Annotated in this window: 22 protein-coding genes; 13 read left to right on the top strand and 9 right to left on the bottom strand. The window is 71.6% G+C overall.

All coding sequences use genetic code 11. The annotated features are described in order from the left end of the window. Window positions 1–172 precede the first annotated feature (172 nt). A complete protein-coding gene (locus tag VIU94_RS35685) occupies window positions 173–2,236 on the top strand; it encodes a phosphocholine-specific phospholipase C (protein ID WP_331918174.1) in 2,064 nt (687 codons plus the stop codon). A 17-nt stretch (window positions 2,237–2,253) separates the two neighbouring features. On the opposite strand, the gene VIU94_RS35680 is transcribed toward VIU94_RS35685, so the two are convergent. The 4 genes from VIU94_RS35680 to VIU94_RS35665 are packed head-to-tail and all read right to left on the bottom strand — an operon-like array spanning window position 2,254 to window position 6,281. Continuing rightward, window positions 2,254–2,739 carry a universal stress protein gene (locus VIU94_RS35680; protein WP_331918172.1) on the bottom strand — a complete coding sequence of 162 codons (486 nt, stop codon included), beginning with the start codon at window positions 2,737–2,739 and terminating at the stop codon, window positions 2,254–2,256. Between the two features lie 37 nt (window positions 2,740–2,776). After that, complete coding sequence (locus VIU94_RS35675; protein ID WP_331918170.1) at window positions 2,777–3,817, bottom strand: hypothetical protein; 1,041 nt, start codon at window positions 3,815–3,817, stop codon at window positions 2,777–2,779. Then, complete coding sequence (locus tag VIU94_RS35670; RefSeq protein WP_331918168.1) at window positions 3,817–5,103, bottom strand: hypothetical protein; 1,287 nt, start codon at window positions 5,101–5,103, stop codon at window positions 3,817–3,819. Before VIU94_RS35670 ends, VIU94_RS35675 begins: the two co-directional genes overlap by 1 nt. Continuing rightward, window positions 5,100–6,281, bottom strand: a complete 1,182-nt coding sequence (locus VIU94_RS35665) for a caspase family protein (protein WP_331918166.1) — start codon at window positions 6,279–6,281, stop codon at window positions 5,100–5,102. Before VIU94_RS35665 ends, VIU94_RS35670 begins: the two co-directional genes overlap by 4 nt. 89 nt (window positions 6,282–6,370) lie before the next feature. On the opposite strand from VIU94_RS35665, the gene VIU94_RS35660 reads away from it, so the two are divergent. Together VIU94_RS35660 and VIU94_RS35655 are read left to right on the top strand one after the other, a co-directional pair. Further along, window positions 6,371–7,435 carry a T6SS phospholipase effector Tle1-like catalytic domain-containing protein gene (locus VIU94_RS35660; protein ID WP_331918164.1) on the top strand — a complete coding sequence of 355 codons (1,065 nt, stop codon included), beginning with the start codon at window positions 6,371–6,373 and terminating at the stop codon, window positions 7,433–7,435. 257 nt (window positions 7,436–7,692) lie between these two features. Further along, window positions 7,693–9,534, top strand: a complete 1,842-nt coding sequence (locus VIU94_RS35655; RefSeq protein WP_331918162.1) for a S8 family peptidase — start codon at window positions 7,693–7,695, stop codon at window positions 9,532–9,534. 55 nt (window positions 9,535–9,589) lie between these two features. Here the strand turns inward: VIU94_RS35655 and VIU94_RS35650 are convergent, their stop codons facing one another. The 4 genes from VIU94_RS35650 to VIU94_RS35635 all read right to left on the bottom strand — a co-directional run bounded on the left by VIU94_RS35650 (window position 9,590) and on the right by VIU94_RS35635 (window position 13,346). After that, the gene (locus VIU94_RS35650; RefSeq protein ID WP_331918160.1) at window positions 9,590–9,829 is read right to left on the bottom strand and encodes a ferredoxin; all 240 of its coding nucleotides are present in this window, start codon (window positions 9,827–9,829) and stop codon (window positions 9,590–9,592) included. Window positions 9,830–9,843: 14 nt separating this feature from the next. Further along, window positions 9,844–11,034: a cytochrome P450 gene (locus VIU94_RS35645; RefSeq protein WP_331918158.1), complete on the bottom strand. Its 1,191-nt coding sequence runs from the start codon at window positions 11,032–11,034 to the stop codon at window positions 9,844–9,846. Between the two features lie 156 nt (window positions 11,035–11,190). Further along, window positions 11,191–12,750: a glycerol-3-phosphate dehydrogenase/oxidase gene (locus tag VIU94_RS35640; protein ID WP_331918156.1), complete on the bottom strand. Its 1,560-nt coding sequence runs from the start codon at window positions 12,748–12,750 to the stop codon at window positions 11,191–11,193. Further along, complete coding sequence (locus VIU94_RS35635) at window positions 12,747–13,346, bottom strand: TetR/AcrR family transcriptional regulator (RefSeq protein WP_331918154.1); 600 nt, start codon at window positions 13,344–13,346, stop codon at window positions 12,747–12,749. The genes VIU94_RS35640 and VIU94_RS35635 overlap by 4 nt, the downstream gene beginning before the upstream one ends. A 108-nt stretch (window positions 13,347–13,454) precedes the next feature. On the opposite strand from VIU94_RS35635, the gene VIU94_RS35630 reads away from it, so the two are divergent. The 6 genes from VIU94_RS35630 to VIU94_RS35605 all read left to right on the top strand — a co-directional run bounded on the left by VIU94_RS35630 (window position 13,455) and on the right by VIU94_RS35605 (window position 20,046). Continuing rightward, window positions 13,455–15,050: an FAD-binding oxidoreductase gene (locus tag VIU94_RS35630; RefSeq protein ID WP_331918152.1), complete on the top strand. Its 1,596-nt coding sequence runs from the start codon at window positions 13,455–13,457 to the stop codon at window positions 15,048–15,050. Between the two features lie 29 nt (window positions 15,051–15,079). Further along, window positions 15,080–15,961, top strand: coding sequence for a diacylglycerol/lipid kinase family protein (locus VIU94_RS35625; RefSeq protein WP_331918150.1), 882 nt, complete (start codon window positions 15,080–15,082; stop codon window positions 15,959–15,961). A gap of 147 nt (window positions 15,962–16,108) precedes the next feature. Next, window positions 16,109–17,992, top strand: coding sequence for a M6 family metalloprotease domain-containing protein (locus VIU94_RS35620; protein ID WP_331918149.1), 1,884 nt, complete (start codon window positions 16,109–16,111; stop codon window positions 17,990–17,992). Then, the gene (locus VIU94_RS35615; RefSeq protein WP_331918148.1) at window positions 17,989–18,816 is read left to right on the top strand and encodes a hypothetical protein; all 828 of its coding nucleotides are present in this window, start codon (window positions 17,989–17,991) and stop codon (window positions 18,814–18,816) included. Before VIU94_RS35620 ends, VIU94_RS35615 begins: the two co-directional genes overlap by 4 nt. Continuing rightward, window positions 18,813–19,733 (top strand): ATP-grasp domain-containing protein, encoded by a 921-nt coding sequence (locus VIU94_RS35610; protein WP_331918146.1) that lies wholly within the window; start codon window positions 18,813–18,815, stop codon window positions 19,731–19,733. Before VIU94_RS35615 ends, VIU94_RS35610 begins: the two co-directional genes overlap by 4 nt. Window positions 19,734–19,737: 4 nt before the next feature. After that, entirely contained in the window at window positions 19,738–20,046 is a 309-nt protein-coding gene (locus VIU94_RS35605) for a hypothetical protein (protein ID WP_331918144.1), read from the top strand. Between the two features lie 88 nt (window positions 20,047–20,134). Here the strand turns inward: VIU94_RS35605 and VIU94_RS35600 are convergent, their stop codons facing one another. Beyond that, window positions 20,135–20,338: a cold-shock protein gene (locus tag VIU94_RS35600; RefSeq protein ID WP_030069301.1), complete on the bottom strand. Its 204-nt coding sequence runs from the start codon at window positions 20,336–20,338 to the stop codon at window positions 20,135–20,137. 284 nt (window positions 20,339–20,622) lie between these two features. Between VIU94_RS35600 and VIU94_RS35595 the strand changes: the two genes are divergently transcribed. The 4 genes from VIU94_RS35595 to VIU94_RS35580 all read left to right on the top strand — a co-directional run. Next, complete coding sequence (locus tag VIU94_RS35595) at window positions 20,623–22,134, top strand: flavin-containing monooxygenase (RefSeq protein WP_331918142.1); 1,512 nt, start codon at window positions 20,623–20,625, stop codon at window positions 22,132–22,134. A gap of 48 nt (window positions 22,135–22,182) precedes the next feature. Then, window positions 22,183–22,914, top strand: coding sequence for a TetR/AcrR family transcriptional regulator (locus VIU94_RS35590; protein ID WP_331918140.1), 732 nt, complete (start codon window positions 22,183–22,185; stop codon window positions 22,912–22,914). Window positions 22,915–23,062: 148 nt separating this feature from the next. Next, window positions 23,063–24,151 carry a hypothetical protein gene (locus VIU94_RS35585; RefSeq protein ID WP_331918138.1) on the top strand — a complete coding sequence of 363 codons (1,089 nt, stop codon included), beginning with the start codon at window positions 23,063–23,065 and terminating at the stop codon, window positions 24,149–24,151. A gap of 56 nt (window positions 24,152–24,207) precedes the next feature. Continuing rightward, window positions 24,208–24,792: glycine-rich protein (locus VIU94_RS35580; RefSeq protein WP_331918136.1), on the top strand; the 585-nt coding region annotated here is incomplete at its 3' end.

Genomic DNA, 24,792 nt, shown 5'->3' with positions numbered 1-24,792 from the left:
TTTCCCACCCGCCCCTACGGTGTCACCGGCCGCGGGACGCCCGGCTCGGTCCCGCGTTCATGTCCTGTACCGCGCCCCCACACCTCGACGACACGCCCCGTCCCGCCGCTCCGCTGATCTTTGGCTCGCCCGGACCACCGCCCCCCGCAACCACCCCGAGGTGCTCGTACTCATGACTGAACTCAATCGGCGTCGCTTCCTCCAGATAGCCGGCGCCACCGCCGGCTTCGCGGCACTCCAGACCAGCATCGCCCGGGCCGCGGCGATCCCCGCCGCCCGTACCTCCGGCACCCTCGCCGACGTCGAGCACGTCGTCGTCCTGATGCAGGAGAACCGGTCCTTCGACCACTACTTCGGCGCGATGAAGGGCGTCCGCGGCTTCGGCGACCCGCGCCCCGTCACCCTCCCGAGCGGCAAGCCGGTCTGGTACCAGCCGGACGGCCGGAAGGACGTCCTGCCGTACCACCCCACCGCCCAGGACCTCGGGATGCAGTTCATCGCGGGCCTCAACCACGACTGGGCCGGCGGCCACAAGGCGTTCAACAACGGCAAGTACGACCAGTGGATCCCCGCCAAGTCCGCGGGCACGATGGCGTACCTCACCCGTGACGACATCCCGTTCCACTACGCGCTCGCCGACGCGTTCACCGTCTGCGACGCCTACCACTGCTCCTTCATCGGAGCCACCGACCCCAACCGCTACTACATGTGGACCGGGCACACCGGCAACGACCGCACCGGCGGCGGTCCCGTCCTCGGCAACGACGAGGCGGGCTACGACTGGACGACGTACCCCGAGCGGCTGGAGCAGGCCGGGGTCTCCTGGAAGATCTACCAGGACGTCGGCGACGGACTGAACGCCGCGGGCCACTGGGGCTGGATCGACGACGCCTACCGGGGCAACTACGGCGACAACTCGCTGCTGTACTTCAACAAGTACCGCAACGCCCAGCCCGGCACCCCGCTCTACGACAAGGCCCGCACCGGCACGAACGTCAAGAACGGCGACGGGCTCTTCGACATCCTGAAGGCCGACGTCGCCGCCGGAACGCTGCCGCAGGTCTCCTGGATCGCCGCGCCCGAGGCGTTCTCGGAGCACCCCAACTGGCCCGTCAACTACGGTGCCTGGTACATCTCCCAGGTGCTCGACGCGCTGACCTCCAACCCGGAGGTGTGGAGCCGGACCGCGCTGTTCATCACGTACGACGAGAACGACGGCTACTTCGACCACGTCGTCCCGCCGTACCCGCCGGCCTCGGCCGCGCAGGGGCTCTCGACGGTCGACACCTCGCTCGACCAGTTCCCCGGCGACGCCCGCTACGCCGCCGGCCCGTACGGGCTCGGCCAGCGTGTCCCGATGCTCGTCGTCTCCCCCTGGAGCAAGGGCGGTTACGTCAACTCCGAGGTCTTCGACCACACGTCGATCATCCGCTTCATGGAGAGCCGCTTCGGGGTGACCGAGCCGCAGATCTCTCCGTGGCGCAGGGCCATCTGCGGCGACCTGACCTCGGCGTTCGACTTCGGCCTGGAGGACACGGCGCCGGCCGAGCTGCCGGACACGGCCGGCTACCTGCCGCCGGACGGCGACCGGCACCCCAGCTACGTCCCGAAGCCGCCCACCAAGGGGGTTCTGCCGAAGCAGGAGCCCGGCGCGCGCCCGACCAGGGCCCTGCCGTACGAGCTGTACGTGGACGGCGCCTCCACCCCCTCGACCGGCCGCTACACGCTCACCTTCGGGGCCGGGGCCAACGCGGGCGCGTTCTTCCACGTCACGGCTCCGGTCCGCACCGACGGTCCGTGGACGTACACCGCGAGCGCGGGCAAGAGCGTCTCCGACACCTGGAACACCAGCTACTCGCAGGGGGTCTACGACCTCAACGTGACCGGACCCAACGGGTTCCTGCGCACCTTCCGGGGACCGGGCACCGCCGCCGGACCCGAGGTGACGGCACGCCATGACGCGGTCAGCGGCAACGTGGTCCTGACGATGACCAACGCCGGAACGGCCGACGTCAACCTGACGGTCACTCAGGCGCGGGCCTACGGAGGTCAGTCCCAGACGTTCAAGGTCGCCAAGGGCGCCACGGTGACGCACACCGTGGACCTGCGCGGCAGCAAGCGCTGGTACGACCTGTCCGTGGTCTCCGACGGCGCCGCCACGTTCCTCCGCCGCTTCGCCGGCCACGTGGAGACGGGCGCCACCGGCGTCAGCGACCCGGGCATCGCCACGAGCTGACCCGCACGGGCCCACGGTCAGGGCGACGCACCCTCGCCGCCCTGACCGTGGGCGTCCTCGGACGCCTCCGGGCGGACGATGACGACCGGGCAGGACGCGTGCACGGCGCACTGCTGGCTCACGGAGCCGAGCAGCAGGCTGGCGAAGCCGCCGCGACCACGGCTGCCCACCACCAGCAGTTCCGCTCCGGCCGACGCCGCGATCAACACCTTGGCCGGGTTGCTGCCCCGGACCACGTGCTCGACCATCGGCACCTCGCCGGTCTGGGGAACCACCGTCCGGATCTTCTCGGCCAGGGCCAGCCGGGCCTCCTCCTCGTCGAAGGCGGCGGCCACCGGCGGCGCGGAGCGCCCCACCGCTCCCGGCACGTCGTACGTCGCCACCACGTCCACGGTCGCCCCGATCTGTCGTGCGTGTCGCACGGCCCATCGCAGCGCCTCGTACGAGGCGGGGGAGCCGTCGACGCCCACGACCACACGGCGCGTCTCGTCACCCGTGCTCATGGCCGTGCCTCCTCTCGACGCTCGACCCGGTGCGCGCTCAGAACTCCACGGTGACGAAGCCGTCCTCGTCGGCCGGGTCGGGCGCCAGCACGCGGTAGCCGAACTGGTTCTTGAGGGCGGTGAGGTCCCAGTTCGCGGCCCTCTCCCGGTAGTTGAAGATGAGATCCTTCGTCGCTCCGCCGTTCTTGAGGATCCGGGCGATGGCGACGTCGTTGGGGTGGCCGTGGATCTTGCCGTTGGTGGAGATCAGATAGCGGTCGCAGTCGAGGAGGCCGAGGAGGTCGTTCGAGAGGTTCTTGTCGCTGCCGTGGTGGGCGCACTTCAGGGCGTCGATCCGCAGTCGCCCGCCCTCCGCCTCGGCGCGCGGCCGGACCGAGGCCACCAGGCGCCGGTCGTCCGCGTCGCCGGTCAGGATGATCCGGGTGCCCTCGAACTCGAAGAGCAGGCCGATGCTGGTCGGGTTCGTGGGGGAGCTGTCGCGCTTGAACGGCACGGCGGCCAACTCGTCGACGTCGATGGCGCCGAAGTGCTCGATCTCCGGGGCGAGCTCCCGCTCCTTGGGGTCCACGCCCGGGATCAGACCGGCCTGCTCGCACTTCGCCTTCCAGTCGTCGATCAGGGATTCCAGCAGACGGCGGTCCGGAGCCAGCACCTCCATCGTGGATCCGTCGTCGAACCAGGTCAGCGGGTGGCCGACCTCGACGCTGCGGCCCTCGAAGGCCTTGTTCCACGGCAGGCCCTGGGTCATGAGGGCGGTGGTGAGCAGCTCCCCGTCCACCGCGCCGAAGATCTCCCGGTCGTGCAGATGGTCGAAGCCGTTGAACCACACGTCCCCGAATTCCACCGGCCGCTCGGGGTCGTCGAGCATGGCGAGGACGCCGAGGATGTGGTCCTGGTCGACATGGGTCACGACGAGCACGTCGATCCGCCCGTCCAGCTCGGAGAGCAGCGGTTTGATCCGCTGGTAGGTGCCGCGTCGACCACCGTCGACGAGGATCCGCCGGACGAACTCGTCGTCGCCGTACTCGAGGAGGAGACAGTCGCCGTCCTCCGCGGGCAGCATCGTGAGCCGGATCATCACGCACTCCCTTGCCGAAGATCGAGGATCAGGAACGGCTCGCGCATGTCGGCCAGCCAGGACAGCCGGCGGACCTGTTCGAGCCGGCGTACGCATTCGGGGTCGTCGGGGAAGGCGGCGAGTCCGTCGGCGAGCCAGGCGAGACCGAGGGTGTAGAACGGGATCCCGCGGTCGAAGGCGTCGACCAGCCCCTCCCGGGCCCCGCTCAGGTCCGCCGGCGTCCGGCGCAGCAGCCGCACGGCCCGCAGGATCGCCCCGTCGGCGAGCCAGGGGAAGCGCTCGGCCAGCCGTTCCAGCCAGGGATCCCAGTACGTCTCCTCGGCCGTGTGATCGGTGCCGAGCAGGACGTACGCCCCGGCCGCCGCCGCGAGCGGGTTCGCGAACTTGGAGTACAGCATCGCCTCGACGTCGGTGAAGAGCTGCGCCGCGGTGTCCAGCGCGCCCTGGGCCATGTACGCCAGCCCCGCGCCGACCCTCGGGTCGCGGACGGCCACGGCGACGGCGCTGCCGGTCGGGCTCTGCCGCAGGTTGACCAGGACCTCGACGTGGGAGGTCCCCCAGGGCAGCGGGAGCGTGACCAGGCGTACGGACCCGGCCGCCTCCACGACCAGGAACTGCCGCTCGCCGACGGGCCCGTCGGGCCCTGCGACGGGGCCGTGCGGGCCGAACCGGTAGATCGGCGTGACGTCGTCCCCGCGCTCATGGGGGAACGGCAGAGGGTGGGGCGTGCTCCGGGCGATCAGCGGCGCGACCGACGGCCGCGCAGGGTCCGCCTCCAGCGCCAGCATCGAGGCGAAGGACCAGGCGGCGGGCAGGGAGTCGCCGATCCAGGTGGCGAGCGTGGACACGTCGACGGGGGCCTCGGCGAAGACGCCCTCCGCCCCGGGGACGGGCGCGACCATGGAGCGTGAGGCGACCGACTCGGGAAGCGGGGCCTCGGCGGCGCTGTGGTAGACGCTGTCGGGCTCGATGTTCCCGATGAGGTACTGCCAGGCGTGCGACTCGTACGGCGAGTCCGTCATGTCGAAGTCCACCGGCGTCGCGAGGCCCTCCACCGCCTCGACGTCCTCGGTCAGCACCATCCCGGACGGGAGGGTCGCCGACACGACGTAGCGACCGGGGGCGACCGGGTACGCCGTGGGCTCGGGCGAACGCCCGCAGGGGATGAGGATGTTGCGCAGGGAACTGCCCGTGAGGTCGGCCGAGCGGATGTCGCCCACGACCACGGCGTCGTTGAACTCCCCGGTGGGGGCGAGGAGGAGCCGGACGGCGAGCGTGGTGGTCATGGCTTGGCCAATACGACGTGGAACATCGGCGGACGGGCGTCGAACTCCTTCGTGCGGGTGTCTTCCGGGCCGAGGACGGCCTCCATCCGGTAGCGCCCGAACGGCAGGAACAGGGCCCACTCACGGAGGTCGGGTTCGTCGTCGGGCGCGGGCGGCGGACGTCGCTGCTCCGGCTGATCCGGGTGCCGGCAGATGAACTCGGCCCGGGCGTTGTCCTCTTCGGGTCTGCAGCCGACGAACACCGGGACGACCGGGTCGCCCCGCAGTTCGTGGAAGCCGAATTCGAACGACTCCATGCTGCCCGGCGCCGCGGCCCCCGTGAGCGTGCCCGCGAACCAGGGCGCCTGCATGAAGCCGGCGATCGAGTGCAACAGGCTGAGGGTGGTCACCCGCCACACGTGCTCCTCGATGTTCTCGCTCGCGGCGCCGTCGAAGCTCCGCAGCAGCGCGTCGGTGAACAGACTGACCTGGCCGGCGCGTGCGAAGGCCTCCTGGCCGTGCAGGGTCGCGAAGTAGACGGCGTGTTCGCGCCGCACCAGGCCCTCGGGGCGCAGGGTGCTGCCGCTGAGCGGGATCCGCCCCTGGTTGTCCATGCCCACCTGTCTGACGAGGGTGTCGGACCCGGCCCGGCAGGCGTCGACGAAGAACACCTGCTGTGCGGCACGGCAGTTGTTCAGCCCGTTCTTCAGCGCCTCGAACTGCAGGGCGCCGTTCATCGGGCTGTCGCGATCGGCGAAGACGTCGGCGGCCAGCAGCGACGTCGTGATTCCCAGGGAGACGCCGTGCCCGCAGAAGTAGAAGACCAGCCGGGCCTCGTCGTGGTCGCCCCGGTCCTTCCACTCCCTGATGGCGTCCTCGATGTTGTCGATCGTCGCCGCTTCAACGACGTGCTCCGCGCCTGTCCCGGGGTGGCGGAAGGGCGCGGGGTCCGCCTCGCTCAGCAGCAGCGCCAGGCTCCCCAGCGGTCTGCCCTGGTCGTGGTACTGGTCGATCATCCAGTGGGCGAACGCGCGCGCGGAGCGGGGCGGTGAGGACAGCTGCCGCATCCCCGCGGCGCCCGGATGGTCCGTCGGCGTCTCGCCGCCGCCCAGATGCGCGTAGGCCCCGACTCCGATGACGAGCGCGTGCGTGGACGCGGTCCCGGCGTTCTCGTCCGCGTGCACCGTGAAACGGGCCATGGAAGCTCCGTGTGACGCACCGGCAGGCCGGTGGGCGGCTTTGCTCCTATTATAGAAATGTACGCGGAATGTGTCCTTCGGAGACCGTGATGGCCAAGAACATCGTGGTGTGCCTCGACGGGACGGGAAATCAGCTCAAGGCCCGCGGCAACACCAACGTCGTCAAGCTCTACGAGATGCTCGACCTCGGCGATCCGTCCCGGCAGATCGCCTACTACGACCCCGGCGTCGGCACCTTCTCCGCCGCCGGCGCGTGGACGGTCCCGGCGCGCAAGCTCTCCAAGCTGCTCGGCCTGGCCTTCGGCGCCGGCCTCAAGGCGAACCTCGCCGAGGCGTACCTGTATCTGATGCACCATTACGAACCCGGCGACCGGATCTTCCTGTTCGGCTTCAGCCGCGGTGCGTACACCGCCCGAGCCCTGGCCGGACTGCTCAAGACGGTCGGCCTGCTCCGCCCGGGATCGGAGAACCTCGTCCCGTACGCCATCGCCGTCTACGCCAAGAACCGGGACTGGACCGACGACGACTGGAAGCAACTGCACCAGTTCGCCGACGCGTTCAGCAGGAAGGCGAACGACCTGATCGGCGTCCCCGTCCACTTCATGGGGATCTGGGACTCGGTGAAGGCCGCCGGACTGCTGCGCTGGAACGTGCGCTGGCTCTACACCCGGCGGCTCCCCAACGTGGGCCGCGTCCGCCACGCCGTCTCCATCGACGAGAAGCGCCGCCCGTACGAGGAGTACCTCGTCCTGCCTCCGGAGGAGGCGGGAGCGCCGGGCCCGCTGATCGACGAGGTCTGGTTCGCCGGTGTCCACTCCGACGTGGGCGGCACCTTCGAGGAGGACCCGAAGCTGCCCACCGTCACGCTCAAGTGGATGGTGGACGGCGCGCTCGACGCCGACCTGCTGATCAAGGACCGGACCTACGCCAAGCACCTCACGCTCGAACCGGGCCACGCGCTGGGCACCGTGCACCGCATGGGCCGCGTCTGGGCCCTGCTCACCTACCGGCGCCGCCACGTCCCCCGGGACGCCCAGGTGCACGAGAGCGTACGGCTGCGCGTGGAGTCCGAGGCGGAGTACGGCGAACGCATCCCGTCCGGCGTGATCTGGGCGGACAAGGAATGGCTGACCCCGCACCCCCGTGCGGGATGACGGGCGTCCGAGCAGCAGGAGGCCGGCGGCCCCGGGGATTTCCCCCGGGGCCGCCGGCCTCCCTCATGCGCCTCGGCTACCCGCCGTGATCCGTCGGACCGTTGGGAATCCTTCCTGATCAACACTGTGTAACGGGTCGTGCTTTGTCGGGCGGAAGCATTGCCTCCGGCCGGGCTCACCTGGGATCTTGCGTCCACCCCACACATCACACGGCCCGGCCGGGCGCCACCAGCGCCTCCGGGTCATCGGAGGACGCATTGTTTTCCCAGATATCCAGCCGGCTGAGACTCTCGGTCGCGGCTGCCGTCGTCGTCGGCGCCACGGTCTCGCTCACCGCCCCCGCCCAGGCCGCGCCCGATAACGCCGGCCCCGGCACGGCCACTCCCGGAACGTCGGCGAAGGCCGCCACCTCGGCGAAGGCCCCGGCCCGCGCCGGTGCGCAGAGCGCCGCAGGCGCCTGGGCCGCCGGCACCCGCGCGTACCTGGTCATCACGGCGCCCGGTGACACCACCGCCGTACGGACGGCCGTCACCGCCAACGCCGGCACGGTCTTCGCCGCGTACGACGCCATCGGCGTCATCGTGGCCCACTCGACCTCCTCGTCCTTCGCCACGGCGATGCGCGGCGTCTCCGGCGTGCAGCAGGTCGGCGCGACCCGGACCTCCGACGTCCCCGCCGACGCGTACAACCCGGCGCTGCCCACGAACCCGACGCAGTCCGCGACGACGCTCACCGAGTCCAACCGCTGGGACATGACGCAGATCAAGGCCGACCAGGCCTGGGCCGTCACCACCGGCTCCGCCTCGGTCAAGGTCGGCGTCCTCGACACCGGCGTCGACGACCAGCACCAGGACATCGCGCCCAACTTCAACGCCGCCGACTCCGTCTCCTGCGCCTACGGCAAGGCGGACACCCGCGCCGGCGCGTGGCGCGACGTCGGCACCCACGGCACGCACGTCGCCGGCACGGTCGCCGCCGCCAAGAACGGCAAGGGCGTCATCGGCGTCGCGCCGGGCGTGAAGATCTCCTCCGTCCGCATCGCCGAGCCGACGAGCAGCCTGTTCTTCGCCGAGAACACCGTCTGCGGCTTCATGTGGGCCGGCGACCACGGCTTCAAGGTCACCAACAACAGCTATTACACGGACCCGTGGCAGTTCAACTGCCCGGACAACGTGGACCAGGCCGCCATCATCGAGGGCGTCCGCCGGGCCCAGGCGTACGCCGAGTCCAAGGGCTCGCTCCAGGTGGCCGCCGCGGGCAACTCGAACTACGACCTGGCGAACAAGACGACCGACTCCGAGAGCCCCAACGACTCCACCCCGGTCACCCGCACCATCACCAACGCCTGCATCGACATCCCGACCGAGCTCCCGGGCGTCGTGACGGTCGCCTCGCAGGCCAGCGGTGGCGCCAAGGCCTCGTACTCCAACTTCGGCAACGGCGTCATCGACGTCGCCGCGCCGGGCGGCGACGGTGCCACCGGCGTCTACTCGACGCTGCCGGGCGGGAAGTACGGCAGCATGAGCGGCACCTCCATGGCCTCCCCGCACGTGACGGGCGTCGCCGCGCTGCTCGCCGGCGCGAACCCGACCTATACCCCGGCGGACATCCGCGCCGCGCTCGCCACCCAGGCGAACGACCGCGCCTGCCCCGCCGACAGCCGCTGCACGGGCACCACGACCAAGAACGGCTTCTTCGGCGAAGGCGCGGTCGACGCCCTGAAGGCCGTCGCGGGCACGACCCCGCCGCCCACCGGCCCGTACTTCGAGAACCTCGCCGACGTCGCCATCGCCGACAACGCCACCGTCGAGAGCTCGATCACCGTGTCCGGCGTCACCGGCAACGCCCCGGCGGCGCTCAAGATCGGCGTGGACGTCAAGCACACCTACCGCGGCGACCTGGTGATCTCCCTGGTCGCTCCGGACGGCACCGTGTACACGCTGGAGGACTTCGTGAACAGCGACAGCGCCGACGATGTGCTCAAGACGTACACCGTCGACGCCTCCGCCGAGGTCGCGAACGGCGTCTGGAAGCTGCGGGTCCGGGACATCGCGTCCCAGGACGTCGGCCGCATCGACGCCTGGAACCTCACCTTCTAGCGTTGAGTCTCACTTCTAGCGTCGAGCCTCACCTTCTGGCCGTGAGCCTCACCTGCTAGACCCCGGCGGTACCGCCGCCGCCCCGCCTCGCCCCGGACTCGCCCGCGATCTCGTGGATCGTGATGGCCTGTACGGGGCAGGCGCGGGCGGCCACGCGGATCAGCGTTCCCCCTCCGTCCTGCGGGCCCCCGACGACCGTTCCGAAGCCGTCGTCGTCCTGGGTGAAGACGTCCGGCGAGGTCAGGGCGCACTGCCCGGCGCCGATACAGACATCCCTGTCGATCGAGACACGCATCCGCATCGCTCCTTTCACCATGTGACGGGGAGTTCGAGCAGTCCCTGGATCGTGTCGCCCGCCTTGAACGGGATCTCCTCGGCAGGCGCCGCGAGCCGCAGCCCCGGCAGCCGGTGCAGCAGCGTGCCGAACGCGATCTCCAGCTCCGCGCGGGCGAGGTTCTGCCCGAGGCACTGGTGGATGCCGAAGCCGAACGCCACGTGGTGGCGTGCCGAGCGGGTCCAGTCGAGGGTGTCCGGATCGCTGTAGGCGCCGACGTCCCGGTTGATGACCGAGGTCGAGAACACCACGCCCTCGCCCGCGCGGATGACCGTTCCGGCGACGTCGATGTCCTCGCGCGCCACCCGCAGCATCCCGTCCGCGATCGACAGGAACCGGAGCAGCTCCTCGACGGCGGTCGGCAGGAGCCCGGTGTCCGCCCTCAACTCGGCCAGGCGCTCGGGGTGCTGCAGCAGCGTGTAGGCGCCGAGCGAGATCATGTTCGCCGTGGTCTCATGCCCCGCGACCAGCAGGATCGTGGCGAGCTGCACCAGCTCCTCCTGGTCGGGGCCGCCGTCCTCGAGCCCTCGCGCCACGAGGTCGTCGAGCACGCCCTCCCCGGGCTTCTCGCGCTTACGGTCGATCAGATCGCCGAGATAGCCCTCCAGCTGGGTGAGGGCGTCCTCCGTGTCCGCGCCCGTCGGTCCGCGCAGCAGCCGCCGCGACTGCTGCTCGAAGAAGTCGTGGTCCGCGTACGGCACGCCGAGCAGATCGCAGATGACGATCGAGGGAACCGGCAGCGCGAACGCGCTCACCAGGTCGGCCGGCGGCCCCTGGGCCTCCATGGCGTCGAGCAGCTGGTCCACGGTCTCCTGGATGCGGGGCCGCAGGCGCTCGGCGCGTTTGAGGCTGAAACTCGGGATCAGCAGCCGGCGTTGGGCGTTGTGCTCGGGGTCGTCCCAGCCGAGCAGCGCCGCGCGGCGGCGCCGGCGCACGGTTGCGGACCGCTCGGTCGGGAGCGGGAAGTCGTCCCGGGTGCTGTCGGTGGACAGACGCTGATCGGACAGGAGCGTCCGGGCGGCGGTGTGTCCGGTGACGAACCACGCCGCCCGCCCGTCCCAGAGGGTCACCCGCGACAACGGGCTTTCCTCGTGGAGCCGGGGGTAGGCGGTGGGCGGGTGGTAGGGGCAGGTGCGGTCTTGGGGGAATGCCACGGCTTCCGTCATGGGGGCCTCGCAAGGGGCGCATCGGTGGCTCTGACATCGGTGTCGGCTCCACTACATGCCCCAGGCACCTATCCGGTCTACACCTAGTTCGGCCATTCACCGGAACGGGTCTGTCCCTCATATGCGGCGGGCGGGGCGCCGCCCGCCGCGAGCGGTTCAGGCCGTGTGGGCGAAGGCGTTGCGGGCCGCTTCCTCTGCAGTCTCGCGGTCCTCCGCGACGAGGCCGATGCGCGTACGCCGGTCGAGGACGTCGGACACGTCGAGTGCGCCCTCGTGGCGGACGGCCCACAGCAGTTCGGCGCCGGTGACGGGATGGCCGGGAACGACAGGTAGGGCGAGCGACGGGTCCTCGACGCCGAGGGCGTGGACGGCCGGCGCCTCGGAGCCGTAGCGGCGCACGAGCCGGGCCGGGACGTCGAGCCGGGCGAGGGTCTGTGGGCGGTCGGCGCCGACGAGCGGGACGGACGCGGTGCGGCAGGGGCCCGCGGTGAGGCCGCGGGCGGCCACGGCGGCGTCGACGGCGTCCTGGGCCATGCGCCGGTACGTCGTGAGCTTGCCGCCTACGACGGTGACGACGCCGTCGGGGGAGGTGACCACGGCGTGCTTGCGCGAGATGTCGGCGGTGCGGCCGGCCGCGCCCTGGGTGTCGAGCAGAGGGCGCAGTCCGGCGAAGGCCCCGACCACGTCGGCGCGTTGGACGGTGACGTCGAGCGCGGAGCCGAGGACGTCGAGGAGGAAGCCGATGTCGGTCTCGGGGACCTCCGGCACGTCGGGGATGTCGCCGTCGACGGGCTCGTCGGTGAGGCCGACGTACACGCGTCCGTCGCCCTGGGGCAGGACGAGGACGAAGCGGTTGGACTCGCCCGGGATCGGGATGTGCAGGCCCGCGGAGAGTCGGCCGAGGTCCTCGGAGCGCAGCACGAGGTGCGTGCCGCGGGAGGGCCGCAGGCGTACGTCGTCCACGAGGCCGCCCGCCCACACCCCGGCGGCGTTGACGACGGTGCGCGCGCGGATGCGCAGCTCCTGGCCGGTCGTCTCGTCGCGGACGAGCGCGCCGTCGCCGGTGAGCCGGAGGGCGCGGGTGCGGGTGAGGATCCGGGCGCCGTGGGCGGCGGCGGTGCGGGCGATCGCGGTGACCAGGCGTGCGTCGTCGGTGAGCTGGCCGTCCCAGGAGAGCAGCCCGCCGCGCAGTCCGGTGGGGCGCAGGGCGGGGGCGAGGTGGCGGGTCTCGACGGCCGAAAGGGTGCGCGGCGCGGGCAGGGTGGCGCGTGAGGTGCGCGCGGCGGCGCGCAGCATGTCGCCCGCCAGGAAGCCGGCCCGGGCGAGCGCGGCCTGGCCGCGGCTGACGAGCGGGGTGAGGGGGAGCACGAACGGCTGGGCGCGGACCAGGTGGGGGGCGGTGCGCTCCATGAGGATGCCGCGCTCGACGGCGCTCTCGTGGGCGACGTCGAGCTGTCCGGTCGCGAGGTAGCGCAGTCCGCCGTGGATCAGCTTGGAGCTCCAGCGGGAGGTGCCGAACGCGAGGTCGTGGGCGTCGATCGCGGCGACGCTGAGTCCTCGGGTGGCCGCGTCGAGCGCGGCGCCGGCGCCGGTCGCGCCGAGCCCGACGACGAGTACATCGACGACGGCTCCCTCGGCGAGCCGGTCCAGTTCGAGGTGGCGGCGCTCGGCGTTGAGCGAGGAGCCGGACGGGGCGGGGCTGCTCGTGGGGTTCATGGGGTGAGGGTCCTCTCCAGCAGGGTGCGCAGCTCGTCGAGGAAGGCGGCTTCGCTCAGGTCGGGATCGGTCTCGTCGGTCATGGTGCGCAGCGAGAGCGTGAACGACTGGACGACGAGCAGCAGGGATCGGGCCTGCAGGTCCGTGTGCCCGGGGCGTACGGACCCGTCCTCGTGGCCCTCGTCGAGCGCCCGGACGAGAAGCCCGAGGAGGGCCTCCTGGCTGGCGCCCCGGCGGTCGAGGATGTAGGGCAGCAGCAACTCGGGGTCGACGTCGAGGATCTTGGCGAAGAGCGGGTGGGCCCGGAACGCGGCCGCGCCGGCGACCAGCCCGTCGACCATCCGTGCCCGGACCGGCCCGCCGTCGTCGGCGGTCGGCATGGCGCCGGCGGCGACCGCGATCCACTCGCGGGTCATCAGGTCGCCGACGAGGCTGCGCACGTCGGGCCAGCGCCGGTACAGCGTCATCCGGGACACGCCCGCGCGCCGGGCGACGTCGGTCAGGGTCGTGCGCCGTACGCCGACGGCGAGCACGCAGTCGCGTGCTGCGTCGAGCACGGGATCTGCGTCCGAGTGGTTGTGACGAATGGGCGTCATCTGTCACAGTGTAATGCCAGTACGGGCCGAGCGGCAGCGCCGTCCCTGAAACAGGACGTCGAACAGACCGTGAACAGAACCGTGAACCAAACCGTGAGGACTTCCGAAGTGGACATGTTGTGGAGCGGCTGGGGCGACCCGGCCAAGGCGGCCCCGCTGCCCGACGCGGTGACCGGACTGCTGCGGGACCTGCTCGGCGTCACCCCCCGCGAGAGCGGCCCGTCGACCCTCGACGACATCGCGGCCCCCGCGTCGGCGCTGACCGACGAGGCGTGCGAGGCGCTCCGGTCCGCGGTCGCCGCTGAGGACGGAGTGCGCCTCGACGCCGAGAGCCGGATCCGGCACACCCGCGGCAAGTCGACCCCCGACCTGCTGCGCATCCGCGCCGGCGAGGTCGAGGACATCCCGGCCGCCGTCCTGCTCCCGGCCGGCCACGACGAGGTCCTCGCCGTGCTCCGCGCCTGCGCCGCCCACGGCCTGTCCGCCGTGCCGTTCGGCGGCGGCACCTCCGTCGTCGGCGGGCTCGCCCCCGACACGAAGCGGCCGTTCGTCGCGCTCGACCTGCGCCTCCTCGACCAGCTCCTCGCCGTCGACGAGGTGTCCCGCACCGCGACCCTGCAGCCCGGTCTGCGCGGACCGCAGTGCGAGGCGCTGCTGAACGAGCAGGGCTGGACGCTCGGCCACTTCCCGCAGTCCTTCGAGTGGGCGACCGTCGGCGGCTTCGCCGCGGCCCGCTCCAGCGGCCAGGCCTCGGCCGGATACGGCCGCTTCGACGAGATGGTCCTCGCCCTCACCGTCGCCACCCCCGAGGGAACGCTGGAGACCGGGCGGGCCCCCCGCTCCGCCGCCGGCCCCGACCTGCGCCAGCTGATCCTCGGCTCCGAGGGCGCCCTCGGCGTGATCACGGCCGTGACCGTGCGCATCCGCCCCCTGCCCCAGAAGCGGGTCTACGAGGGCTGGCGCTTCGCCTCCTTCGAGGCGGGCGCCGCCGCACTGCGCCGGCTCGCCCAGGACGGCCCCCGGCCCACGGTGCTCCGCCTGTCGGACGAGGCGGAGACCTTCATCGGCCTGGCCCAGCCGGACGCCATCGGCGCCGCCGACGCCCCGCAGAGCTCCGGCTGCATGGCGATCGCGGGCTACGAGGGCACCGAGGAGGAGACGGAGACCCGGCGCGCCGCCGCCCGCGAGATCCTGCTCGCCGCCGGCGGCGAGTACATCGGCGAGGAGCCCGGCGACAAGTGGGAGCACGGCCGGTACAACGCGCCCTACCTGCGCGACGCGCTGCTCGACGCCGGCGCGTTCGCCGAGACGCTGGAGACGGCCGGCTTCTGGTCCGCCGTCCCCGGGCTGTACGCGGCGGTGCGCGACGCGCTGACGAGGACGCTCACCGAGGCCGGCACCCCGCCGCTGGTCATGTGCCACATCTCGCACACGTACGAGAACGGCGCCTCGCTGTACTTCACCGTCGTCTCGGCGCAGGGCGAGGACGCGGTGGCGCACTGGGAGCCGGTGAAGCGGGCCGCCAACGACGCGATCCTGGCGGCGGGCGGCACCATCAGCCACCACCACGGCGTGGGCACCGACCACCGCGACTGGTACACCCGGGAGATCGGCCCTCTGGGCGTCCGTATGCTGCAGGCCGTCAAGGCCGAGGTGGACCCGTCCGGCGTGCTCAGCCCCGGCGTCCTCATCCCCGTCCGCTGATCCCTTTCTGCCGTCCGGAGGCCTGATCCATGCGACAGTTCACCGCCGTCGTCAACCCCACCGCAGGGGGTTCCAGCGGAACGGCGAGCCTGCTCCCGCTGGCCCGGCTGCTGCGGGAGGCGGGCGCCCAGCTCGACACCGTGTACAGCCGCAGCCTGGAGCACGCGCAGGAACTGGCCCACCGGGCCGGAGAGCAGGGGCACGTCGTGCTCGCCGTCGGCGGTGACGGGATGGCCGGCTGCGTCGGCGGCGCGCTCAGCGGCACGGACACGGTGTTCGGACTGGTGCCCGCCGGCCGCGGCAACGACTTCGCCCGCGCGCTGGGGCTGCCCACCGACGCGCCGGGCCTCGCGGAGGTGCTGCTGAACGGCACGCCGCGGGCCGTCGACACGATCGAGGTCGAGTCCGCGGTGCACGACCGGGTATCCGTCCTCGGCAGCGTGTACGCGGGCGTCGACGCGGTCGCCAACCGCCACGCCAACAACTCCCGTCTGCTGCGGGGCGCTGCCTCGTACTACGCGGGCGGCCTGCGGGCGGTCCTCGCCTGGAAGCCGGCCGCGTACCGGATCACGATCGACGGGGTGCTGCACGAGCGCGCCGGCTACACGGTGGTCGCGGCGAACTCCGGCTTCTACGGGTTCGGCAGGGAGGTCGCCCCGGGGGCGCGGCTCGACGACGGGCTGCTGGACGTCGTGGTGATCGGGCACGCTCCCAAGCGCCTCTTCTTCGCCACGATGAACGAGCTGAAGACGGGCGAGCACGTGAAGCGCCCGCAGGTCGAGATCCTGCGCGGCAAGGAGATCCGCATCGAGGCGGACCGCCCGATCCCGTACGGCGCGGACGGCGAGGTCGACGCGACCCTGCCGGTGACGGTACGGGTGCAGCCGGGCGCGCTGAACGTACTGGCCTGACACGGCCTGGATGGCGGCCCCGCGCGCAAGCGGGGGCCGCCATCCAGGGCGTATGCCGTCGACCCGTCGGCCAATCCCCGCCCCGGCGACCCGCGCGGGCTACTTTGACTACCGTACGTGACACGACCTCACGCTCTGGAGTCGAAAATGTCCGACAATGCCGTCGCCTCCTCGTTCTGCGCCGTCGCCCCCAGCCCGGAGTTGCGCCAGCGGATGCTGGACGAACTCGACCACCTGCGCGAGGGCCCGAGCGAGCTCGCGAGCCTGCTCGGCTTCGCCCGCACGCCCACGCCGCTCGGCTTCGACGACGGCACGATCTTCCCGCCGGAGGCGTTCCCGGCAGGCACCCCCCTGGAGACCATCAGCGCGGCCGCGGCCGACCGGGCGCCGCTGCGCGGCACGCTCAGGGTGGCCGTCGTGCTGGTGGACTTCTCCGACCAGCCCATGACGGCGACCGCGGCCGACATCGACAAGCTGTTCTTCTCGCTCGGCGCGATGACGCACGGAAGCGTCCGCGAGTACTACCGCGACGTCACCAACGGCCTGGTGGACCTCGTCGGCGAGGTCCGAGGCCCGTTCCGCATGCCCCAGACCATGTCCTGGTACGCGGCGAACAACTTCGGCATCGCCAGGCCCAGCGGCCCGTTCCGGTCGCCGGAGATGGCGAAGAGCGCGGTGGAAGCCGCGGACCCGAGCGTGAACTTCGCGCCGTTCGACAACGACGGAAACGGCTACGTCGACGCCTTCATCGTGGTGCACGCGGGTCCGGCCGCCGACCGTACGGGAAATCCGGGTCACATCTGGTCGCACAAGTCGGTCCTGCCCGCCGAGCACGTCTCGGACGGCACCAAGGTCTACGGCTATCTCACCGTCTCCGAGGAAGCGAAGATCGGCGTCTGCGCGCACGAACTCGGCCATCTGCTCTTCGGCTTCCCGGACCTCTACGACACGGACGACAGCTCGGAGGGCGTGGGCTCGTGGTGCCTGATGGGGGCGGGCTCCTGGGGCGGCGGCGGTGACATCCCCACGCATCCCTCCGCCTGGTGCAAGGTCAACCAGGGCTGGGCCACTGCCAAGGTCGTCACGACCGGCGGAAGCGAGTCCTTCCAGGACGTCAAGTCCAGCCACACCGTGCACCGGCTCTGGAAGAACGGCGCCGGCGGGAAGGAGTACTTCCTCATCGAGAACCGCCAGCAGACCGGCTACGACGCCTCCCTGCCGGGCGAGGGCCTGCTGATCTGGCACATCGACGAGAACCAGCCGAACAACCGCGACGAGAACCACTACAGGGTGGGCCTGGTGCAGGCCGACGACAAGCGCGACCTCGAACTGAACCGCAACCGCGGCGACGACGGCGACCCGTTCCCCGGAAGCAGCGGGAACACCACGTTCAGCTCCTCCAGTACGCCCAGCTCGAACTCCCATGCAGGCGCGAGCACTTGTGTCTCCGTCACCCGGATCTCGCCCTCGGCGGCCACCATGACGGCCTCCGTGTCGGTGTCCTGCGGAAAGACTCCGGTCAAGGAGCTGAAGGACCACAAGGACGTCAAGGAGCCGATCAAGGAGTCGAAGGAACCGTCGGTGGAGTTCAAGGACTTCAAGGATCGCAAGGACCGGAAGGAGGGCGTGAAGGAGGTCAAGGAGCCGTTCAAGGAGGGTGTGAAGGAGGTCAAGGAGCCGTTCAAGGAAGGTGTGAAGGAGATCAAGGAGCCGTTCAAGGACACCAAGGACGAGATCGACGGCGGACTCCACGTTTCGCGCGGTCCGGCCGGCGGGCACGAAGCCGCCGGGGGAGACCCCACCCTGGCCGCGACGCTCATGGACCTGCAGACCCGGCTTGCCGCACTGGAGCAGGCCCTGGGCGGGGCGGGCGGGGGAGGGGAGCCCGAGGAGCCGTTCATCGGCGCCGAGCTGCGACCGGATCTGCTCGGCGGACCGCAGTACGGCGCCGACGCCGCCGCGCTGCGGGACGCCGTCGAGGCCGGCGACGCGCAGGCGAAGCGGGCGTACGACAGTCTGCCCCAGCAGTGAGCGGAACCCTCCTGGTCCTGGCCGCTCCCGGCGACGGCGGCGCGGCGGCGGTGGTCCGCGCGCTGGCGGCCCGGGGCGGCCACGACGGCGTCCTGGCCGTCACGCCCGCCGAACTCGCCCGGGCCCGGTGGAGCCACCGGGTCGACGGCAGGGGAGTGCCGTCCACCCGGATCACCCTGTCGGCCGGGCAGGTGCTCGACGACCGGAGCATCGGTGCGGTGCTGCACCGACTGCCGGGGATGCCGCTCGCCGCGCGCGCCGAGAAGGGCCCCCGCGCCAAGGACGCCGTGTACGCGCACAGCGAGCGCCAGGCCCTGGTGGCGAGTTGGCTGCTCTCGCTCGCGCCTCGGGTGATCGGCGTGATCAGCGCGTACGGAACCGCCTTCGGGCCCATTTCCCCCACCATGGCGCTCGTCCACGCCGAACGGTGCGGCCTGCCGGTGGCCCGCCGGGGCGGGGCGACGCGCAGCGGCCTGGTGGGCCGGCCCGCCCCAGGGGAGCGGCACGTGCCCCGGCTCGCGTGGCCGGGCGGGCCCGGATCGCCCGTACCGATCGATGTGCTGCCGGATCCGACGGCGGACGGCGACCGCCTGCTCGTCGCCGGGGACCGCGTGATCGGCCCCGGTGACTACGCGGAGCGCTGCCACCGCTTGGCCGGCGCCCTCGGCACCCGGCACTTCGAGCTCCGGTTTGCGCGCCGTGCGACCCGCCCCGTCGTGACGGACGTGCACCTGTGTCCGGTCCTGGACGACCCGCGGCACGTCGAGGCCACCGCCGCACTGATGACGACCGTCGCCGAACAGCCTGCCCGGAGGCCCGCGTGATCCTGTTCCTCGGCCGTACGGACGACCCGCCCCTCGCGCGCGCGATCCGCGCGGCGCAGGACGCCGAACTCCGCCACCTCGTCATCGACCAGGCCCGCCTGGCCCGGTACGACCTCGTCGTCGGAACGGGCGGGCTCGACGGTCTGCTGACCGTCGAAGGGATGCGCCTCCCGCTCGGCGAGGTGTCGGCCGTGTACGCCCGCCCGCTGGAACTGCCGGCCGGCGGGGACCAGGCGGCCAGGGCGCGGGCGGCGGCGTTCCAGGAGTGGTTCGTCGGCTGGCTGGACACGACCCCGGCCGTCGTGGTGAGCCGGCCCCGCGCCATGGAGTCCAACTCCTCCAAGCCGTACCAGGCCCAGCTCATCGGCCGGTCCGGCTTCGCCGTGCCGGAGACCCTGGTCAGCGACGACCCGGACGAGATCCTCGAGTTCCGGGCCCAGTACGGCCGGATCGTCTACAAGTCGGTGAGCGGCATCCGCTCCATCGTCAGGGAGTTCACCGAGGCCGACGAGAGCCGGCTCCCTCTGGTCCGCGGACTGCCGACGCAGTTCCAGGCGTATGTGCCGGGCCAGGACGTACGTGTCCATGTGGTCGGCGATCGCACCTACGCCGCGGCCGTCGAAAGCGAGGCGATCGACTACCGCTACGCCGAATCGGACGGGGACTCCGCCCGGTTGGCCCCGCTCGACCTTCCTCCGGACACGTCCCGGCGCTGCGTGGACCTGGCGGCCTCGCTGGGCCTGCCGCTCGCGGGCATCGACCTGCGCCGCACACCCGACGGGGAGTGGGTGTGCTTCGAGGTCAACCCCATGCCGGCCTACAGCTACTACGAGGCGCACACCGACCTGCCCATCTCCCGGGCGCTCGTCGAGTACCTCGCCGGTCACCGAACCGCCGCCGTTCCCTCGGGGGTCTGATCACGTGGTCCAGCCCGTCGAGAACCTCACCGCGCTCCGGCTCCGGCTCCTCGCCCGGCACACGCACCCACGGCTGAGCGACTGGTACCTCGCCACTTGCGAGGTACTCGCCACCGCCCCCGTACAGGGCATGGCCGACCTGATCACGCCCAACCTCACGGGCTCGCAGATGAGTCTGGGAATCCGACGGGAGCTCCTGATCGACGTGGCGATCGGGGCGACCCTCCACCTCCGGGCGAGACTGGGCTCCTCGGCCGACATCCTGGCGGAACCGCACCCGGATCCCGGCGACTTCCGGGTCGAGCGGCCGTGACCCGTCCCTGAGCCGAAGAAGAGCAGCAAAAAACCGGGGTCCGCACCCTTAAGGTGCGGACCCCGGCTTGCGCAATCGCGTGAGGCGATTAGGCGGGAACGATGTTCTCCGCCTGCGGGCCCTTCTGGCCCTGCGTCACGTCGAAGGACACGCGCTGGCCCTCCTGGAGCTCACGGAAGCCCTGCGTCGCGATGTTCGAGTAGTGGGCGAAGACGTCCGGACCGCCGCCGTCCTGCTCGATGAAGCCGAAACCCTTTTCGGCGTTGAACCACTTCACGGTTCCCTGTGCCATGACGTTCTCCTTCTGGTAGGCAGAAGGCCCCATCCGGAGATGCCGGAAAACAAATAACGCGCCCAACGAAACATTCCCGTCAGGCGCACATAGGTTCATGGGTACCACAACTGCAACATCAACAACGTACCACACCTCGGGCCGCAGATGACGGGATCCCGTCGATTTATGTGGCCTGGATCACGTTACCGCAGGTATCCGAAACGCTGCGTCGCATATACATTGCCGTACGGGACGGCGGTCGGCGACAGTCATCGGCCGGCCCAGACAGTAGGGAGACGTACGTGGAGCGACGTCATGTCGATGTGCTGATCATCGGCGCGGGACTGTCCGGCATCAGCGCCGCCTGCCATCTGACCCGGGCGAACGCCGGCAAGACCTACGCGGTCCTGGAGCGGCGGAACCGGATCGGCGGGACCTGGGACCTGTTCCGGTACCCCGGCATCCGCTCGGACTCGGACATGTACACCTTCGGCTTCCGTTTCCGCGCCTGGCACGGCACCAAGATCCTCGCCGACGGCACGGACATCCGGCAGTACGTGCAGGAGACCGCCGACGCGTACGGGGTCCCCGAGCACATCCGTTTCGGGCGCAGAGTCGTCCGGGCGAGCTGGTCGAGCGAGGACGGCCGGTGGACCGTCGAGGCCCGGGACGAGGACACCGGCGAGACCGAGGTCCACACCTGCGACTTCCTGGTCAACGCCACCGGCTACTACGACTACGACAACGGCCACCGTCCGCACTTTCCGGGCGAGGAGCGCTTCGGCGGGACCGTCGTCCACCCGCAGCACTGGCCCGACGACCTCGACCACCGCGGCAAGCGCGTGGTCGTCATCGGCAGCGGCGCCACCGCCGTCACCCTGGTTCCTGCGATGGCCGACGACGCCGCCCACGTCACCATGCTCCAGCGCTCGCCCTCGTACGTCTTGTCCCTGCCGGCGCACGATCCGCTGGCCGTCCTGCTGCGCAAGGCCGGCGTCCCGGCGGGGCTGGTCCACCGGCTCGGGCGGTCCCGCAACATCGCGCTGCAACGGGCGATGTACGTCCTGTGCCGGGCCGCCCCCGGTGTCATGCGCAGGCTGCTGCTCGCCGGGGTGCGGGCGCAGGTCGGGAAGCACGTCGACATGCGCCACTTCACCCCCGCGTACCGGCCCTGGGACCAGCGGCTGTGCGCGGTGCCCGGCGGCGATCTGTTCAAGGCGCTGAAGAGAGGCGCGGCGTCCGTCGTCACCGACCGCATCGACACGTTCACGGAGTCCGGCATCGCCCTGCGGTCCGGCGGGGAGATCCCGGCGGACATCGTCGTGACCGCCACCGGCCTGCGGGTGCAGATCGCCGGCGGCGCGGAGCTCGTGGTCGACGGCCGCCCGGTGACCACCCGCGACCGCGTCATCTACAAGGGCGTGATGCTCGACGGCATCCCCAACTTCGGCGTCATCCTCGGCTACACCAACGCCTCGTGGACCCTCAAGGCCGACATGGCGTCGGAGTACATCAGCAGGCTGCTCACGCACATGGACGAGCGGGGCTTCACCCACGTCACGCCGATCGCCACCGACGCCGACCGCGCCGCCGAGTCCGCGATGGGCGACTCGCTGACCTCCGGATACATCGCACGCGCCGACGCGGTCATGCCCCGGCAGGGCACCCGCGCCCCGTGGCGGATCTGGAACGACTACTACCGCGACCGCCGCGCCCTGCGACGCTCCCCGATCGACGACCCGGCGCTCCGCTTCGGCCGCACGGATCCCGCGGCCCGGCGCGAGGAACGGCAGGACTCCGCCCCGGCGGCCTGACAGAGGGCAAGCCGACCACCTGAAATCGTGCGCACCTATCCTGCTGAAATGCCGGAGACCTCGAACACGCGGGCCGAGACGGACGGGCGCTCGACGCGATGGAACGCGCACAAGGCCCAACGCCGGCTCGATCTCCTCGACGCCGCCGTGGCCGTCATCGAGGAGGAGGGGCCCGAGTTCGGCGTCAAGCAGATCGCCGATCGTCTCGGGCTGCCGCGATCAGTGGTGTACCGGCACTTCAAGGATCGCGCCGACCTCGACGAGCTGATCCGCCGGCGCATCGTCGACTCCCTCATGGCCGACCTCGCGCCGACGCTGCAGCCCGACGGCACCGTCGTCGCGGCCGTCCGGCACGCCGTCGACGCGTACCTGGACTGGATCCGCAGACACCCCCGACTGCACGCCTTCCTAGGCGCGGGCGCACCCGCGCCCGGTGACGGCGCCGGGGTGGTCGCGGGCACCAAGGCGGCGATCGCCGTACAGGTGGGCGAGTTGTTCGAGGTGGTGCTGAAGTCCCTCGGCCAGGACCCCGCTCCGGCGCCGTCGATCGCCTTCGGCATCGTCGGCTTCGTCGACGCCGCGGTCAACCACTGGCTCGCCGACAAGCGGCACGCACTGACCGGCGACCAGCTGGCGGACCTCCTGACCTGCTCGATCTGGTCGGTCCTCGACGGCAACCTCCGCTCCATGGGCGTCGACCTCGCTCCGGACCGGCTCGTGTCCGACCTGATCGGCGGCCGGGCCGAGTCCGGCGTCGGCTCTGGGGTGGCCGAACAGTAGCAAGCACCCCACGATGCCCGACCTCGCATTTGTTAGGTCTCAGTCCGCAAACACCTCATAGATGCGAACGGATTCCACTGCTACGGTACGCAGCTGCCGCCCACCGCACTGGGCTGCACCCCTGCGGAGATCCGAGGAGATGGATCCCATGCACCGTGTCTTTCACCGCCGTCCTCGCCCCATGGGCCGGGCTCTCGCCCTCGTGGTGGGAGCGGCACTTGCCGTGACCGTCCCGTTCACCGCGTACGCCAATTCCGTCGGCGTCACCGTCCGCACCCCGGGGGCCACATCCGGCCCCGCGGCCACGTTCGCCGAGATCACCACCGACGCCGCCTGCTCCAGCGGCCTGATCTCCGGCGGCGGCATCAGCCAGGCCATCGGCACCGGCATGTCCTCCAACGGCAACAAGATCAACGGCACCGTCCCCAGCCCCGACGGAAGCACCGAGTACCTCGGCTCCACCGGGGTCGTCGGCACCGACGTGACCCACTGGCTCGGCATCGGCGGCAGCGGAGGAGCGGTCAACGCCTCCTTCTCCAGCACCCCTTATGCCGTGTGCTTCAGCAGCAGCCTCGTCACCCACACCCAGGTGGTGATGAACAAGCTCGCCGGACCCACCAGCAGTGGAACCGTCGGCCTCGTCACCGCCACCTGCCCCGCGAACACCCGCCTGCTCGGCGGCGGCGCCCGCATCACCCCCGCGAGCGTCGGCAGCCTCAAGCCCATCGCGAGCTTCCCCACCTTCAACGACGCCGGCCACGGATTCGGCCAGAAGGCCGCGGCCGACGGGGAGACCGACGCCGACTCCTGGAGCGCGGTCGGCTGGAACGGCGGGGGCGGCAACAGCGACAACACCACCTACGCCTACGCCATCTGCAGCGGCGACGCCATCGACGTCAGCGGAGTCACGGTCACGGTCCGGCACACCTCGGTGAGCGGACCCACCGCCGCCACCACCGGGCAGACGGCCACCGTCGGCTGCGGCGAGGCCGACGGCAAGCTGGTCAGCGGCGGTGCCGCGATCAGCGGCGGGAGCCTCACCACCACGAACTTCACGGGCCCGGGCTCCGTCGGCGACCACCTCAACGGCAGCTACCCCAGCACCTCCGGCGGCAGCCCGGTCGGCGACGGAACGACCACGGCCGCGTACTGGACCGCCGACGCCCACACCGGTGGCGGCAGCTCCCCGAACACGTACACCGACGCCTGGGCGCTGTGCGCCGACGACGGCGTCTGATCCCGTACGTCGTCCTTCCGCTCCCCATTCCCCCGACTCGGCAGAAGAACTGACACATGAACACATCCCGCCCTGCGCGGACCCCTGCCCTGGCCCTGGCCGGCGCCGCTGTGCTCGTCGCCGCAGCGCTGTGCCCGCCCACCGCGACGGCCGTCGCCGCCGAACCCGTCTGCGGGACGACGGGTGTTCCCACCACGGATCCCGGAGCCGGATGCGGCTGGACCGCGCCCGGCACCGACACCTTCACCGTCCCGTCCGGAGTCAGCTCCCTGACCGTGGACCTGTACGGCGCGGAGGGCGGCAGCGCCGCCGGATACGTCACCCCCAACCCGGTCGATACAGGGGCCCCCGGCGGTCTCGGGGGCCACACCCGCGCCACCCTGGCCGTCACCCCCGGACAGGTCTTCCAACTCACCGTCGGCGCCGCCGGCATACCCGGCAGCTCGCGGAGAGGGGAGTACGCCCGGCCCGGCGGGTACGGCCACGGAGCGGGCGGCGGCGGAGCGCACGGGGGAGGGGGCTCCGGCGGCGGGGCCTCCGACCTGAGGGTCGGAGCGTTCAGCCCGGCCGAGCGGGTCCTGGTCGCCGGCGGGGGAGGCGGCGCCGGAAACGGCGGGCCCCGGCTGCACGGCGGGGACGGC

Source organism: Streptomyces sp. (genome assembly GCF_036566765.1).
Classification (GTDB): domain Bacteria; phylum Actinomycetota; class Actinomycetes; order Streptomycetales; family Streptomycetaceae; genus Streptomyces.
The sequence above is the reverse complement of the archived record's forward strand: the minus strand, read 5'-3'. Positions and strand labels throughout refer to the sequence as shown.

Coding starts and splice junctions, on each gene's coding strand:
- VIU94_RS35685 (WP_331918174.1), top strand. CDS start 173: ATGACTGAACTCAATCGGCGTCGCTTCCTCCAGATAGCCGGCGCCACC.
- VIU94_RS35680 (WP_331918172.1), bottom strand. CDS start 2,739: ATGAGCACGGGTGACGAGACGCGCCGTGTGGTCGTGGGCGTCGACGGC.
- VIU94_RS35675 (WP_331918170.1), bottom strand. CDS start 3,817: ATGATCCGGCTCACGATGCTGCCCGCGGAGGACGGCGACTGTCTCCTC.
- VIU94_RS35670 (WP_331918168.1), bottom strand. CDS start 5,103: ATGACCACCACGCTCGCCGTCCGGCTCCTCCTCGCCCCCACCGGGGAG.
- VIU94_RS35665 (WP_331918166.1), bottom strand. CDS start 6,281: ATGGCCCGTTTCACGGTGCACGCGGACGAGAACGCCGGGACCGCGTCC.
- VIU94_RS35660 (WP_331918164.1), top strand. CDS start 6,371: ATGGCCAAGAACATCGTGGTGTGCCTCGACGGGACGGGAAATCAGCTC.
- VIU94_RS35650 (WP_331918160.1), bottom strand. CDS start 9,829: ATGCGTGTCTCGATCGACAGGGATGTCTGTATCGGCGCCGGGCAGTGC.
- VIU94_RS35645 (WP_331918158.1), bottom strand. CDS start 11,034: ATGACGGAAGCCGTGGCATTCCCCCAAGACCGCACCTGCCCCTACCAC.
- VIU94_RS35640 (WP_331918156.1), bottom strand. CDS start 12,750: ATGAACCCCACGAGCAGCCCCGCCCCGTCCGGCTCCTCGCTCAACGCC.
- VIU94_RS35635 (WP_331918154.1), bottom strand. CDS start 13,346: ATGACGCCCATTCGTCACAACCACTCGGACGCAGATCCCGTGCTCGAC.
- VIU94_RS35625 (WP_331918150.1), top strand. CDS start 15,080: ATGCGACAGTTCACCGCCGTCGTCAACCCCACCGCAGGGGGTTCCAGC.
- VIU94_RS35620 (WP_331918149.1), top strand. CDS start 16,109: ATGTCCGACAATGCCGTCGCCTCCTCGTTCTGCGCCGTCGCCCCCAGC.
- VIU94_RS35600 (WP_030069301.1), bottom strand. CDS start 20,338: ATGGCACAGGGAACCGTGAAGTGGTTCAACGCCGAAAAGGGTTTCGGC.
- VIU94_RS35590 (WP_331918140.1), top strand. CDS start 22,183: ATGCCGGAGACCTCGAACACGCGGGCCGAGACGGACGGGCGCTCGACG.
- VIU94_RS35585 (WP_331918138.1), top strand. CDS start 23,063: ATGCACCGTGTCTTTCACCGCCGTCCTCGCCCCATGGGCCGGGCTCTC.